The organism is Holdemania filiformis (assembly GCF_003459085.1).
Lineage (GTDB): Bacteria > Bacillota_I > Bacilli_A > Erysipelotrichales > Erysipelotrichaceae > Holdemania > Holdemania filiformis.
In genome coordinates this window covers 129,531-145,128 of the sequence record NZ_QRUP01000003.1, presented here as the reverse complement: position 1 = coordinate 145,128, position 15,598 = coordinate 129,531, and the positions used below count along the sequence as shown (strand labels likewise).

Here is a 15,598-nt window from a genome sequence, read left to right as displayed (position 1 = left end):
ATGACTATTATAAAAACTTATGGATAAGAAATATTTGCTTATATAGAAATACTTCTTATTGGCCAAAAGGGAACATGTTGTTTATAATAAACTTGTAAACGTTTACACACAAAATGAAAAGTGAATTGTCATCCGATAAAATGCAGAAAAGGGAATAGGGAGGAAATATGCGCAAAGGATTGTTTGCTGGTGGGAAGTTTTCCATTGTTGTGTGTATGATCGTATCCTTTATGGGATCCGATATCAGAGTGCTGGCTTTTGACATACAAAAAGCTAACAAAAAAGACAGAGAAATAATGAATGAGATTCCTTTTGAAGATAAGCTGGAAAATGAGAAAAGTGGGGAAGATAATCAAGAGGAAGAAACAAATCAACAGAAAGAATACGAAAATTCTGAGGAATCGGTAGATTTCGAAGAGTTGCTTCCGACAGGGGAACCGGTAATTATCGAATCCGAAGCAGTTGTTTCTCCACTGCCTGCGGAAGCGAGTCAAGTTTTGGCAGAATCAACTGTCTCTCAGTCGGTTGAGTCGGCTTTTACTGCGCTTGCGGCCGGAGTGATAAACGGAAGCTTTGAAGATACTGAAATTGCTGAGGGCAGCGGTTGGCAGGAGAACAGGCAGCCAGTAGGCTGGACATTTAAAAATCCTAATGATGGAGTTGCCAGCCTCAGCACAGAGCCTGGGACTTTTGTCGAAGGTACGCAATCGGCGAAATTAACGTATACGAATTCAGATAAGCCGCGGTTTATCCAGTTTGTTACGCCGGAAGGCGGCGTACAGGAAGGGCATGAATATGAGCTGACCTTCTGGATGAAAAATGACGTTTCGGTTTATGTTGCTTTCCAACAGGCTTATACGGTCGCTCCGGAAAAGATGGCCGCCTGGACGCCGAAAGAAATAGCAGCAGATGGAACAGGTAAATATTATTCAGTGCAACTGACAGGCTTGGCTGGGATTGAAGCCTTTAAGCTCATATTTTATCCACATCCTAACGCGAAGACTGGAACATTTTATGTGGATGATGTTCAAGTAAAAGATAAATCGCGGGAACAAACACCATTGGAAACTTTGCGGTTTAGCGATGATAAAATAACATTATACGTTGGGGAAACCTATACTCCTGAGCTTTTGTATACGCCGGAAGAAACGGATGATAAAGAAGTGAGTTATCGTGTGGAAGATCCGGAAATCGTATCGATGAACGAAAAAGGCGAAATAACTGCGTTGAAATCAGGGATGACAAAGTTAGTTGCTGCGAGTCTTGGCAGTCCGCAGATAACCGCTGAACTTTTGATTACGGTCATTGGCAACGCTGTCGTTAACGGAGGCTTTGAAGAGAGTGAAATCGTTGCGGGCAGCGGCTGGCAGGAGAATAGACAACCGATAGGGTGGACGTTGAAAAATGCCAGCGCTAACGGCGTAGGAAGTCTGAGTCAGGAACCTGGGACTTTTATTGAAGGGAATCAGTCGGCTAAATTAACCTATACCAATACGACCTCGCCGCGGTTTATCCAGTTTGTTACGCCGGAAGGCGGCGTACAGGAAGGGCACGAATATGAGCTGACCTTCTGGATGAAAAATGACGTCAAGGTTAACGTTGCTTTCCAACAAGCCTATACCGTGTCTCCGGAAAAGATGGCGGACTGGACGCCGACGGAAATCACAGCGAATGAGACAGGTAAGTATTATTCGATTCCATTGACAGGCTTGGCGGGAATCGAAGCTTTTAAGCTTATATTCTATCCGCATCCAGACGCAAAGACTGGAACATTTTATGTGGATGACGTGAGGATTGCTGAAAAGCTAAACGTCGGAAAATTAGAGAAATTAAGTTTTGCCGAGGCGAGCTTGACTTTGAAAAAAGGCCAAAGCACGCTTCCGGTATTGCAATATGCGCCGCAGAACGCAGTAAATAAAGAAGTGGATTTCACCATTGCGGATGAAACCATTGCCAGCGTCGATCAAAGCGGAAGGGTTACTGCATTAGCACAAGGTAAGACAACATTAACTGCCATCGGTAAGGAAAATCCATCGATCACAGCCACGCTGCCGATTCAAGTGACCGACAGCGCGGTGGTTAACGGTGGATTTGAAGAGACGATCATCACTTCCGGCAGCGGCTGGAAAGATGATCTTCAGGCTGTGGGCTGGACGATGAAAAATGCCAGTGCCAACGGTGTGGGAAGTCTGAGCCAGGAACCTGGAACTTTTATTGAAGGGAATCAGTCGGCTAAATTAACCTATACCAATACAACTTCGCCGCGGTTTATCCAGTTTGTCACACCGGAAGGTGGCGTGCAGGAAGGCCATGAATATGAGCTGAGCTTTTGGATGAAAAATGACGCCAAGGTCAACGTTGCATTTCAACAAGCCTATACCGTATCTCCGGAAAAGATGGCGGACTGGACGCCGACGGAAATTGCAGCAAATGAAGCGGGGAAGTATTATTCGATTAAACTGAACGGACTGGCGGGGATTGAGGCGTTTAAGATTATCTTTTATCCGAATGCGAACACAGGTACTTTCTATCTGGACGACGTTCAGATTAAAGAGAATATCATCACTCTTGAAGGTTTGGAATTTCCACAGGAACGGATTACGCTTCAACTTAATCAACCGCAGGAAATTCCGCTGCGCTATCTGCCGTCTAACGCATCGGACAAAGCAGTCACGGTTAAAATTGCAAATGAATCCATCGCGAAAGTAAAGGATGACGGTGAAATTACAGGGTTGAAAACTGGCGAAACGCTGATCCAGGTCATCAGTAAAAACCATCCTGAAATCAGCGCGGAAGCTCAGCTGCGGGTCATTGATGGTTTTGCGATCGACTGCGGCAGCCTTCATCTTTCGCAGGGCCGAAGACTGTTGCTGCACTGTCTGAATGCGGAAGACGACTTGGTTGAGTGGACAAGCAGCAATCCGGACATTGCTTTTATCCACAATGGATTTCTGTTTGCCGAGCAGGCGGGGATCGTTGAAATCAGCGCGGAGTACGAAGGCATGCGTGATCAGATCACGTTAACCATCGAACCGGTTGTCGCAGATAAATATGATCAGATGCGGCACAATTACGCAGAACTGATCGGCGATCTGGATCCAGATTATACTGATCCCAATACACAGGCTTATATGTCCCGTCTGTTTGATCAGGCAAAAGAATACTGGGATCTGATGAAGCCCAATTTAAATGAAGACGGATCAAAGAAACTGTGGCCTGACGAATATACCGGAGGAGTTGCCTCAAAACCTTATCTTCGTAATATCTATTTCCTGAAGATCATGGCACAGGCTTTTCTGACAGAAGGTTCACCGTATCAATATGATCGTGATTTGTATCAGGACATCATGAGCGCCATCGAATGGTGGACTAACTATGTCTATACGGGGCCGCAGGGAACTCCGAAACCCAAATATGTTATCGAAGGGGGAATGGGACCGGAAATTGAAGGCGGGGCACAGCTGAATAATTTTGTTACTCTGATGTATGATTTTCTTACGCAGGAACAAATTGAAAAATATGCCGGCCGGGTCAATATCTTTATTCCGGATCCCGCCAAGAACGCCCAGCAGGGCGGCGCAAACATGACCGGATCAAACCGTTTGGATTTCTGTAAAAATCACATGGTTGCCAATGTAATTCTGAAAGATGAGGCGAAGATCCAGGAGTCCATGAGCAAAGCGTTTGCCGCCAGTGGAAAAGTCATAGAAATTGTAAAAAGCGGCGATGGTTTCTATTATGACGGATCCACAGTTTTCCATACAAATAAAGCTTATACCTCAGGTTATGGACGGGCATTGATTGCCGCCAGCGGTTATTATCTGCATGTACTGAACGGAATTGAGGATTATCAGAGCTTTGTGGAAGAAAAAGTAGATCTTTTGTCAGAGGTGATTGAAGTTAATTATGTTCCGGTGGTCTGGCAGGGGTTATTATCCGACGTCACGGCTGGCCGCGGAATTTCCCGTCAGCTGCAAAGTCAGGAAGTCCGCGGATTATCCTTTATTAACGGGATGACTTTGATTGCGAGAATGGCCAAAGAAGATCAGCGCATTCAGCTGCAGGGACATTTGAAATACTGGATTCAGGAGAATCCGCGCATTGTGACCAATCTGCTGGATCCGACGAGTAAAGAACCAAACTATCCATTCGTGAAGTTCTATCATGAGGTTATGGCAGATGAAACGGTTACGCCGATTCGGATTACCGAGCAGACCTATGCGATGAACCGGATGGCAAAGTTTTTCCATAACCGTGAAGATTACTCATTCCAGATATCGATGTACAATCAGAGAATTTCCAATACGGAAGTTGGAAATAATGAGAATATGAAGGGCTTCCATCTGGGCGATGGATGGACCGTCTTGAATAATTCAGACCTTCATCAGTATCTTGACGATACCTGGGCTACGATCGACTGGAAACGCATTCCCGGGACTACCGTGGATACTCTTTCGATAGATAAGCTGCTGAACTTGGGGGATACAACATCGAAAGAAAACTGGGTTGGAGGCAGTGTCATCGACGAGCGTTACGGCGCAGCGGGAATGATTTTGAATAAATCAAATTCCATTCCGGGATCCAAAGGCATCCAAATGGATTTAACTGCGCGGAAATCCTGGTTTACCTTCGATCATGAAATTGTGGCGCTGGGCAGCGGAATTACGAGCAGTCAGGGGCGGAGTGTGGAAACGATTGTGGAAAATCGGAAAATTACGCAGGACAATCGGCTTGTGATTGACGGCCGGGAAATTGCCCAGGGAGAAGGCGCATTGATTGACCAGCCTCGTTACGCTCATCTCAGCGGCAGCACTCCGGGATCAGATCTTGGTTATTACTTCCCGTCCCCAGCGGCTGTACATATTCAAAAGCAGGAACATTCCGGATATTGGAAAGATATCAACGCGATGAAGAACGGATTTACAGTTGATGAAACGTTAAAAACAGACGATTACGCTACGCTCTGGTTCGATCATGGTGTTGATCCTCAACAAGCACAATATGCTTACGTTATACTCCCGTGCGCTTCTGAAGCAGAGACCAAAGCGTACGCAGAGAATCCACAGATTGAGATCATCGCACAGACTTCGGATGTTCATGCGGTATATCACCATGGGTTGAATATTCTGGCCATCAATAACTTCTCTGAGACGCCGGTTACCGTGAACGGGGTGACGGTCGATAAAGCCGGCAGTGTTATGATCCGTTTTTATGATGATGGAACAATAAGAATTGCGGCGATGTCGCCCTATAATGATGCCTCTCATGAAACGCTGACAGTTACGCTGGATCGCCCTCTGATTGAAGTTTTGCATCAGGACGCTAATGTCAAGAACACAGTCTTTGCCGACGGACAGTTCACGGCCCAGTTCCAGACGCGGGATAACGACAAGCCGCAGAATACGTGGTTGCTTCAAATTCGTTCGGAAGCGGATAAACGGGAGCTGAAACTGGAAATCGCTAAGACTGAAGGATTGAATGCTGGAAACTATACACGGGCCAGCTGGAATTCGCTGCAGGAGGCGCTTGCAGAGGCTGAGACGATTTTTGCGGATCGGGCAGCGAGTCAAACTCAGGTGGATTCCGTTGTAAAACGTTTGATAACGGCGGTGAGACAATTAGTTAAAGCTCCTGCTCAGCCAGACACGGATACATCGGGTTCAGCCTCTGAAATTCATCCGGAACCAATACAAACGAAGCAGCCGGAGAACGCAAGGTTAACTCAGAGCGGCACATTGTCGACAGATAAGAATGCGCATGAAAATGAGAAGCCGGATCAGCTGGCAACGGCTGTTCCAGAACCGTCGCCTGAAACCCGTCCGGATATTTCAACGCCGGAGGAAACGCCGAAGAGTGAGGCTGCGGAAAAAACGACAGGCGCCCTTGCCATTGTTAATCTTGTAATGATGATTCTGACAGTACTGGCAGCCGTTCTGGTTTATCTGAAACGAAAGCCGAAAACAGCAGCGGGTTACCGCTGGGCTGGCCTGGCTATCGCTGGGCTTTCCATAGCGATTTTCTTCATCACAGAAAGGTTCGGAAGCTGGACCTTCGTTGATTCCTGGACCTGGCTGATGCTTTTGCCTGCAGTCCTTAGCGCAGGTTTGCTCTGGAGCGTCAGATCTAACGGAAGGGATCGAGAATAAGCTTTTTGGGCTTTAAAGGATCAGAACGCTATCTATTTAATTCAAAGAATAAAAACAAAAAAGCACAGGTAGCGATATCTGCGCTTTTTTGGATCTAAGAAAAAGCTTATGAGAGCTGGAACTTCAGCGCTGCGGCATCGTGAAGGAAGCCAGCGCGCGGTTCAGGAATTCGTTGAACGGCCGCATACTTTCAGCCAGTCCTGTGATTTGATCGACCAGCTCCGACGGGGCCAGATTGCCCTGGGCGAAGCATTCCAGATACCATGACTTCATCTTTAAATAATCCGCCAGCGGATGATCGGCAGGAAACGGCTTAGGCACTCGTTTCAGACTTTCTCCCTTGATCGGCAGACAGACGGAAAATTCCGGGGCCTGGATCAGCGCGCTGAAAGCGTCAGCCTGATCGACAATCGCCTGGCGGACCAGCGCGGTCGCTTCCGCAAACTGGGAAGCAAACAAACCGCCCCCCACGATCAGGGTATCCGGTGTCAGCGCAAGGAACAAATCGCACGGAATCGGCTGAGGTCCCCAAGGGGAGAGATGAATCCGGAAGACTGGATTGTAAGGCGACTTATCGTTGGAAAACCGGGTGTCCCGGTTCAGGCGGCTGATCCGGCGGGCAATGTCGATATCCAGCCGCCGCGGGTTGTTCATCGCCAGCTGTTCGTTGACCGCCCGGGCCAGATCTTCAAATTGTTTTCGCGCCAGCTTGTATTCTGTCTGATGCGCGTGCATCCAATCCAGGTTGTTGTTGCGGGCCAGATCGCCAAGAAACTGCTGCGACAGGGCCAGATCAAAATTTAATTCTGACATACTTTCTCCATCCAGACGGAAGCGACCACATCCTGTAATGTCTGCCGCTTTTCTTCCGGCAGCGCATAGGCGGACAGGGTGTCGAACACCGTCATGTGTTCCTCAATTTTTTCCATCGCTTCTAAATGCTGATGTAAAACCTGCGGTTCGGCTGTCGGCAGCTTGGAATATTCCAGGTTGTCCGGATCCAGCCGGCGCGTGCCGATCGCAAAGTCGATCCGGCAGGTGCAGCGGCAGCCGCCGGAAGCCAGGTAACAATACTGCGACATGAAGTCTGCCATTTTCCGACGGGCGCGCGATAACCGCTGGCGGTAAGCTTCCGGCGTTAGATTCAGGATTTCCGCGGCCTGCCGGCTGTCGGCTTTAAACATCGTGCCCAGGATGAAGATGCAGCGGTCCTGCGGCTTCAGGCATTGAAGCATGACGTTGGTGCACGACAATTTCAGTTCCCGGGCCAGAATCTGCTTATCTTCCCGCTGCGATTCTTTCTGAAATGCCTGAATATCCTGGGCGTAGGCCTCGAAGCTCAGCGGATGCGTTGCGAACATCGAACGCTTTTCATCGATCAGCCGGTTGACCGCAAGCCGGTAGACCCAGGTAGTCAAGGCACTTTCCCCGCGGAAGCCCGGCAGCTTTTCCAAAACCAGAAGCAGGATTTCCTGGGTTGCGTCTTCGGCGTCGGCCACACTTCCAAGCATCCGCAGAGCCAGGTTAAAGACCGGCGTCTGCAGCTGTTGAACCAGTTCGGCCGCGGCCTGCGGCTTATGCGCCAGCACCTCCTTGATCAAAGCGGGGGATAGCGGTTGAGTTTGTTTGTCCATCTGAATTTCTCCTTTCAATGATTAGACGGAAGGCAATCCTCCGTGTGACATAGTTTCGCGATATTTTTGTAAAATTTTTAAATTGGCGGCTGCAGGCAAACGGAGCGCCAGGGCAGCGAACCTGCCCGGAGAAAGGATCATGCTCTTCAATCAGGATAACAAGGGGGGCGGCAATAATGGAGAAACCAGGAAAAATGCGGCTTTGCACCCTTCACTTTTCTCTAGCTTAACCACGCACGTCTTGCTTTATTCCCGGAATTATTTTTTTGCCAGCACGCACAGTGTCGTTCCGTCTTTATCCAGTGCGCCGCCCGCCACATCGCCATAAAATGTAACGGACCGAAAGCCGGCCGCAGTTAAATCCCGTTCTAATTCCGCGGCGGTAAATCCATGTTCCCAGACGTGATAGACCGTGTACGCGCCGGGCTTGATCGTGACATATTGATTACAATACGAAGCGTCCTGATCATACCGATAAAACGCATGCAGGACCAAGGACGGCTCCTCGCTCCAATAGCCCTGTTCCTCAACGAACCAACGCCGGCTTTCAGGCTTATCCTTATAGTTCAGCGGCGTGAACACATCGAACAGGAAAGCGCCGCCGGGAAGCAGGGAAGCGTAGATCTGTTTTAACAAGGCTGTACGGGCGGAAGGCGTCAGCACGCCGAAGTCACAATAAATCAAGGTAATCAAATGGAACGGACCGCCGAATTCAATCTGGGTGTAATCCCCCTGGCGATATTGGATCGCAAGGCCTTTCTCTGCCGCAGATTGCATCGCGTAATCCAGCGAGCGGACGGAAAAATCAATTCCCGAAACTTGATACCCCTGACGGGCAAAGAGCTCCGCGTAAATTCCCGGACCGCAGCCTAAATCGAGAAGCCGGGGATACTGCTGAGGCGGCAGCTGGGATGCGATCCAGGCTGCGGACTGCCTGACGAAATCTTTCCGGCGTGTCGCGCCGTCCGACGCTTCGTCCAGATGGGCTTCGAGCATTTTCTGCGACAGATAAGGATCGGTCCAGATATTTGCCTGACTTTGTTGATATAAGGCGGGTTTGGTTTGGATCTGAGCGATTAAGTTTTTCATGTATTTTGTCCTTTCTTTCCGGATTTTAAACCGGCTCTGGCAATGAACTTGAAGGAAACGAGAAATGATTTTTCATCAGGACCGCTTGGCGATTCAAGAAAATCGTCCTGAAAATCACGCGCCGAAAAAGTCTGCTTATAACAGACATTCCGGATGGGGGCCAACATGATATTTTCCTTTTCCACGTTTCCCGAGTTCCTGGTTCAGGGATGGGACGCCGGACAAAATCCACTCCTTTGCGAGCTTATGCTTTTATTGTAACGGGAACGCCGCCGGATGGCAATCGCGATCATCCCAATTTCCCCATTCTTCCAGCGTCCATTCTGGCTTTGGAGCCGTCCTGCTTCTTCGGAAGAAGTGCCCGGGGAAAAGGCTTTTCGCGCTTTTTTCTGGTAAAATGGTGGAAGTTGAGCTATACTATGTACCGTAAGTCCCATTTCTTGATGCATAATAAAGTTATGACATCCTGACAGTGCGCCGAAGCACTGTTTTTGAATTAGGAATAGAAAGAGTGAACCATGAAATTTAATGAATTACCTATCCATCCGTCGATCTTGAAAAATTGTCAGCGGATGGGATATACGACCCCGACCAAGATTCAGCAGAAAGCGATCCCGCCGGTCTTGGAGGGCCGCGATCTGTTGGGGCTGGCGCAGACCGGCACAGGCAAAACCGCGGCGTTCGCGCTGCCGATTCTCGACCAGATGATGAAACAGCCGCAGAAAGGCAAACGGGCGATCAAGGCGCTGGTGCTGACGCCGACTCGCGAGCTGGCGATCCAGATTGTGGATAACTTCCAGCTGTACGGCCAGGGCCTGCCGTTGAAGACCGTCGTGATTTTCGGCGGCGTCAAGCAAGGCGCGCAGGTTGATCAGCTGAAAAAAGGTGCGGATATTCTGATCGCGACACCGGGCCGTCTGCTCGATCTGGTGGGTCAGCGTCTGTTGGATCTGAGCCAGGTGGAAATCTTTGTGCTCGACGAAGCCGACCGGATGCTGGACATGGGTTTTATCCATGATGTAAAACGCGTCAGCGCATTGCTGGTGAACAAAAAGCAGACGCTGCTGTTCTCGGCGACGATGCCGAAGGAAATTGCCGGCCTGGCCGCTTCGCTGCTGAAGAATCCGGTCCGTGTGGAAGCAACGCCGGTATCCACGCCGATTGAGAAGATCGAACAACGTGTGTATTATGTGGAAAAAAGCGAAAAGAACGACCTGTTGCTGCGGGTCTTGAAGAAGGAGGAAGTCACCTCTGCGCTGGTCTTCACCCGGACTAAGCATGAAGCCGACCGCGTCGTCCGCTTTTTAACCAAGGGTCATGTCCAGGCGATGGCGATCCATGGCAACAAATCGCAGAACGCCCGGCAGAAAGCACTGGCGGCATTTAAGAATCATGAGATTCAGGTACTGGTGGCAACCGATATCGCAGCCCGCGGCATCGATATTGAGAAGCTTTCCCACGTCATCAATTACAACATTCCGAATATCAGTGAAACGTATGTTCACCGGATCGGCCGGACAGCCCGGGCGGGGCAGGAAGGAATTGCGATCTCCTTCTGCCAGAATGATGAACGCGCTTATTTGAAGGATATCGAAAAACTGATCCGGTATACAATTCCGGTCGTCAAGGATCCTAAGGCTAAAACCACAGCCCAGCCGCAGGCGGCGGAGTCCAAAACGGTGGTTTCCCCAGTACAGGCGTCAACCAGTCCGGCGAATAAACCTGCCGGTCACCGGCCAGCCCGCCGCAGACGTCCTGCGCATGCGCAGAAGTCGCGCGAAGCGGTGAAGTAAGGAAGAATCCGAGATCGAAAGCATTTCTGTTTTCGATCTTTTTTCTTGTTTCTTTTGTTCAGGGAAAGTTATGTCACAGCGAGGGATTCGCGCCGGCCCTGGGACTTTCACCGCGAATTTCTCCCTTTGCGAGTTGGCATTTGAGCTTTTCCCCTTTACAATAAAGAGGAGGAAAATAAAGGTTAAAAAACAAGGAGGGATAGGCGGATGATTCAGGCGGAACCGATCACAAAAACGACATGGTGGATAAGGGGCTGCGGCTGCGACTGTTATCTTGTGGACGGAGAGGTCCCGGCGCTGATCGACTGCGGCTGCGGGGAAGTGAAGATCCGTCGCTTCTGTGAAGCTTTAATTCAGAAACCGGTCAGGACGGTGATCTGCACCCACGCGCATATCGATCACACCGGTCAATGCGGCCTGTTTGATCAAGTGTATATGACGGAAAGAACGGCGGCGTCCAGCCGCAACGCGATGGACGAAGATCCCGCAAAGCTGCATTTGGATTATACGCCGGTATTTGTGCAGGACCATGAAATTCTTAAACTCGGACAACGGTGCTTGGAAATCCTGCGCTGCGATTGTCACGCTCCAGGCAACATCATGATTTTAGATCACACCGAAAGAATTCTTTATGCCGGCGATGAACTGGATGCGGATCAGGTGCTGCTTCTGCCGGGCTTTGCGGAGAAAGCGGGTCAGTTTCACAGCGCGCCGGCGGCGACCGTGAGCGATTATCGGAGGTTGTTGATCCAGCTTGATCAGCGGCGTGAAGAATTTGACTGGATCTGCACCGGTCATAACGGTTCACCGTTGAAACCGGAAGTCCTGACAATCATGATCGAACTCTGCGACCGGATTCTGGCCGGAGAAGAAGGTTGCCCCGACTGCAGCTCTGCGACGTACAGCGCCCGGGACCGGCATTTCCCCTATCCGCAAGCTCATTACCGGCGGGCATCATGGAAAGGCTTTTCGTTGGTGTACTGCGCCGACAGCCTGACTGACCGGGCGCAGAATTCCAGTGTCATTCCGGCCACGCCGCTGCATGCGATGTGCGAGCATAATGCGGCGATGGCGCAGGCCGTTTTACAGAAAAATATGAAATCCAACCGATAACGAGAGGAGGAAAGGCAGATGATCACAGCGGCGATCGTTGACGATGATCCGAATATCCGGGAAACGCTTCAGGCAGCCCTGATCAAGGATACGCAGAAACGCCGGATTCCGGTTCAGCTGAGCGTCTGCGCCAGCGGCAGCGAATTTCTGACGCTGCCCAAAGAAAAATGGGATCTGGTGCTGATGGACGTGGAAATGCCCGGACAAAACGGCATTGAAACAGCCCGGCAGCTGCGCCGGGTCAACGAACGGGCGACGATTATTTTCATCACGAATTATATCCAATACGCGCTGGAAGGCTATGAAGTCCAGGCCTTTCGATATTTGTTGAAACCGATCGACGCGGCTCAGTTTGAACAGGTTGTCGGGACCGCTCTGGATGAGATTCATCATCGGCAGACAGCCTATCTTCAGCTCAAGGGCCGCTCAGAAATCATTCGTCTGGCGATCGACGAGCTGATCTATGCCGAAACGGAGCGCGGCCACCTGCTTCTGCATACTCCGGCCAAGGTTCTGGAATGTTATTCGACGATGGAAAAACTCGAACAGGAACTGAAGCAGGAAGCGTTTTTCCGCTGTCACAGCTCGTTTCTGGTCGCGCTGGAAGCTGTCCGTCAGATAGAAAAACAGGACGTCGTCCTCAAGGACGGTACCCGCGTGCCAGTCAGTAAAAATCGTAAAAAAGGCATGAAGCAGGCGCTGACGAATTTCTGGGGAGGGAAATTCCTGTGAGCGGGCTGTTGATGATTCTCTTTCAGGGATTTGTTTTTTCGTTTTGTTTTGTCTGGCTGACGCTTCCGCTGCCGGTCCGGACAAACCGCCTCGCTGCGGCCGTGATTTTGTATCTGATGTTTACGCTGCTGTATGTGCCCTCGACTTCATCGCTGCTGGAAGCGGTGCTGCGCTATGGCAAGTTTATCCTTTTCTATTCTGTCTGGGGTCTTGTTTTTCTGAAGATCGACAAGAAATACGCTTTGTTTCTGGCGGTGTTCTGCACGGCGCTGATGGGCATCTGGTACAGTCTCTTTCAGATCTTTTTTCTGTTTTTCCAGCTGCATAATCATAATTTATTAGTCGTGTTAACCGGACTGGTTCGGATCAGCTCAGTGATTTTATTCCGCCGCGCGATTGTGCTGATCGATGAAAACCGCACGATTTCACTTCCGGAATTGTTCATCAGCACGTTTCCGGCAATGACGAGTTTCCTGGCCAACCTGGTGATTTACAGCCTGTTAGACGATCTCGAACAGCGAAGCCGGGGCGATACGCTCCTGATTTCCTTTCTTGTTCTGTTTTTCGGCTTGTCGACGTTGTTGATCCTCGCAGGGACTGAGGTGTATTTTAAATCCGCCCGCTACGCCCGGGAGGCGAAAGCCGCCGAGGATCAGCTGAATTTTCAGATGCAGCTGATGTTAAAAGAGAAAGAAAAAGATGAGGAATTAAAAGCGCTGCATCACGACTTGCGCAGGCATTTGAACACGCTCAACCGGCTCAGCGAAATCCAGCAGGTGCGCGATTACGTCGATCAGCTGAAAGCAGCGGCTGAGACGACGGTCTATATCGAAACGGGCAATCCGGTGCTGGACGTAATTCTGGAAGACAAGCGGCGGTTGTGCCAGACAAAAGGCATTGAACTGAAAGCGGGGATTCGGCTCGATCAGGCGCAGTTCCTCTCACCGATGGACCTCTGCACCGTGTTTGTCAACTGTCTGGACAATGCGGTCGAAGCTGCTGAACAGTGCGCGGAATCGGAACGGGTGATCGAGATCGCCGGAGGTTGGATTCATGAGAATCTTGTCGTGCGGATTCAGAATCCGTTTGTCCATGCGGCGAAGAACCAGAAGGGCGAATGGATGAGCACCAAGCTGGACGGCGGCGCGCACGGCTATGGGCTGAAGAACGCGCGCAAGGTTGTGGAAAAGCACGGCGGAACGCTGACGGCCGAGATTCAGGGAAAGGAATTTGTCGTCACCTGGATGATCCCCAAGCCGCAAAATGCCTGATTAACGCTCGAAAACGCCCAGTTATCTTTTCTATATTGCGTCTGTTTTCACAAGACGCTAGAATGAGGCTGATTCAGAAACAAGCTTCTGAAAACGGGAGGATAAAGAAATGAAGAAAATCATGAAACCGCTGATGGCGGGCTGGCTCGCGCTCAGTCTGGCAGGCTGCGGCACAAACACCCAAACGCCGGCAGCGACAACGACGCCTTCGTCAGAGCCGGCTGTCGAAACCGACGTACTGGTCATCGGCGCAGGCGGTGCGGGATTGGCAGCGGCGGCTGGCGCGGCGGAAAACGGCGCGCAGGTGCTGGTCTTGGAAGCCGGCAGCTTTACCGGCGGAGCGACGCGGATTTCCGGCGGCCACATGGCGATGCTCAATGAAGAAATGAACGCCGCAATGGACCGCAACGACGATCAGCTGGATGTGTATCTGACCTATACACCGGAAGAATTCGGAGAATGGGGCGAAGCTCTAACGACCCTGCAGGAACAAATCCATCAGTACCAGGCATCTGCAGAGGCGGGCCGGTTTGACAGCGTAGAAATGATGCTTGTCGATCACTATCTGGCCGGCCGGGGTAAGGATCTGGCCGGCGTTGAAGCGACGCAGGATTACACGTTGGTCAAGACGGCGCTGGATGCGAACTGGGATATTTTTGAATGGCTGGTCAGCGGCGGTATGGAGATCAAGGATACTTATTACAAATCAATGGCCGGCGCAATGCATGCGAATACGCCGGTCGACGGCGGAGCGGGGCTGATCAACGCGCTGCAGAAGTTGGCGGAGGATGCCGGGGCGCAGATTGTTTTTGAGACGCGGGCCACGGAACTGATTGAGGAAGACGGCCGGATCACCGGCGTCAAAGCGACGAATAAAGACGGCTCAGAAGTTTTATATAAAGCAAAATCAGGCGTGATTCTGGCAACCGGCGGCTTTGCCTCCAACGGCGAACTGTGCGCTAAGGTTCAGCGCGTCGGCACCGGACTGTGTGCCGAAAATGGCAGCACCAACCCGGCGACCAACATCGGCGACGGAATTTTGATGGCCGAAGCGGTCGGAGCTCAGACGCGCGACATGCAGTTTTTGACAACGGTCATTGAGGGCTATCATGGCTCCAGCAGCATCGCGCAGGCCGGCACCGTGACGGCGAACAAACAGCTGACGGTCAATGCGGATGCGAAACGTTATGGGGATGAAACTCAGGCCAGTCTCACCAAGCTGACCAACAATCAACCAAAGGGCGTGGGCTTCTATATCGGCGATCAGACGATGATCGACCAGATGAACGAAGCGAAAGAAGGCTTCGTTGAAGACATGCAGGACCGTGGGTTTATGTTTGTCGCAGATACGCTGGAAGAAGCGGCAACGATGGCCGGCCTGGATCCGCAGGCGCTGCGGGCAACGGTCGATCAATACAACAGTTATGTCGAAGCCGGGGAAGATCCGGATTTCGGGCGGAAAGAATTCAACGGCAAGGTAGAAACTGCACCGTTTGTCATCAGCAAGCTGGAAATGCACTATCACCTGACCTTCGGCGGGTTGGTCATCGATACGGATGCGCATGTCCTTGATGAAGCAGGCCAGCCGATTTCCGGCTTGTATGCGGCGGGCGACGTCACCAGTGGTTATGAAGGGGCAGCTCATCAGAGCGGAGACTGCTTGTCTGTAGTCGTTTATTATGGAAAGACAGCCGGCGTCAACGCGGCGTTGGGCAAATAACCGCGGTCAATTGGGTATCTGCGGATAGATAGGAAAGAGTCGGACTTTTGATGTCCGGCTTTTTTCTTTATTTGTGAATGAGAACTTTGGACAAACTTGT

Annotated in this window: 10 protein-coding genes; 6 read left to right on the top strand and 4 right to left on the bottom strand. The window is 50.8% G+C overall.

The window, feature by feature from the left end; translation table 11 throughout:
* Positions 1–296 precede the first annotated feature (296 nt).
* Positions 297–6,146, top strand: a complete 5,850-nt coding sequence (locus DWY25_RS03955) for a polysaccharide lyase family 8 super-sandwich domain-containing protein (RefSeq protein ID WP_181981680.1) — start codon at positions 297–299, stop codon at positions 6,144–6,146.
* Positions 6,147–6,269: 123 nt separating this feature from the next.
* Here the strand turns inward: DWY25_RS03955 and DWY25_RS03950 are convergent, their stop codons facing one another.
* The 4 genes from DWY25_RS03950 to DWY25_RS03935 form a co-directional block, all read right to left on the bottom strand.
* Positions 6,270–6,959, bottom strand: a complete 690-nt coding sequence (locus tag DWY25_RS03950; protein WP_117893954.1) for a DUF2461 domain-containing protein — start codon at positions 6,957–6,959, stop codon at positions 6,270–6,272.
* The gene (locus DWY25_RS03945; protein ID WP_117893951.1) at positions 6,947–7,780 is read right to left on the bottom strand and encodes an RNA polymerase sigma factor; all 834 of its coding nucleotides are present in this window, start codon (positions 7,778–7,780) and stop codon (positions 6,947–6,949) included. Before DWY25_RS03945 ends, DWY25_RS03950 begins: the two co-directional genes overlap by 13 nt.
* A gap of 258 nt (positions 7,781–8,038) precedes the next feature.
* Positions 8,039–8,869, bottom strand: coding sequence for a class I SAM-dependent methyltransferase (locus tag DWY25_RS03940; protein WP_117893948.1), 831 nt, complete (start codon positions 8,867–8,869; stop codon positions 8,039–8,041).
* Entirely contained in the window at positions 8,866–9,054 is a 189-nt protein-coding gene (locus DWY25_RS03935) for a hypothetical protein (protein WP_117893945.1), read from the bottom strand. The genes DWY25_RS03940 and DWY25_RS03935 overlap by 4 nt, the downstream gene beginning before the upstream one ends.
* 333 nt (positions 9,055–9,387) lie before the next feature.
* Here DWY25_RS03935 and DWY25_RS03930 point away from each other — a divergent pair, with 333 nt between their 5' ends.
* The 5 genes from DWY25_RS03930 to DWY25_RS03910 all read left to right on the top strand — a co-directional run bounded on the left by DWY25_RS03930 (position 9,388) and on the right by DWY25_RS03910 (position 15,498).
* Entirely contained in the window at positions 9,388–10,662 is a 1,275-nt protein-coding gene (locus DWY25_RS03930; protein WP_117893942.1) for a DEAD/DEAH box helicase, read from the top strand.
* Positions 10,663–10,869: 207 nt separating this feature from the next.
* Positions 10,870–11,775, top strand: coding sequence for an MBL fold metallo-hydrolase (locus DWY25_RS03925; RefSeq protein WP_117893939.1), 906 nt, complete (start codon positions 10,870–10,872; stop codon positions 11,773–11,775).
* Between the two features lie 18 nt (positions 11,776–11,793).
* Entirely contained in the window at positions 11,794–12,507 is a 714-nt protein-coding gene (locus DWY25_RS03920) for a LytR/AlgR family response regulator transcription factor (RefSeq protein WP_117893936.1), read from the top strand.
* On the top strand, positions 12,504–13,778 hold the full coding sequence (locus DWY25_RS03915; protein ID WP_117893933.1) for a GHKL domain-containing protein: 1,275 nt from the start codon (positions 12,504–12,506) through the stop codon (positions 13,776–13,778). The genes DWY25_RS03920 and DWY25_RS03915 overlap by 4 nt, the downstream gene beginning before the upstream one ends.
* Before the next feature lie 109 nt (positions 13,779–13,887).
* On the top strand, positions 13,888–15,498 hold the full coding sequence (locus DWY25_RS03910) for an FAD-dependent oxidoreductase (protein ID WP_117893930.1): 1,611 nt from the start codon (positions 13,888–13,890) through the stop codon (positions 15,496–15,498).
* The last annotated feature ends 100 nt before the right edge of the window (positions 15,499–15,598 follow it).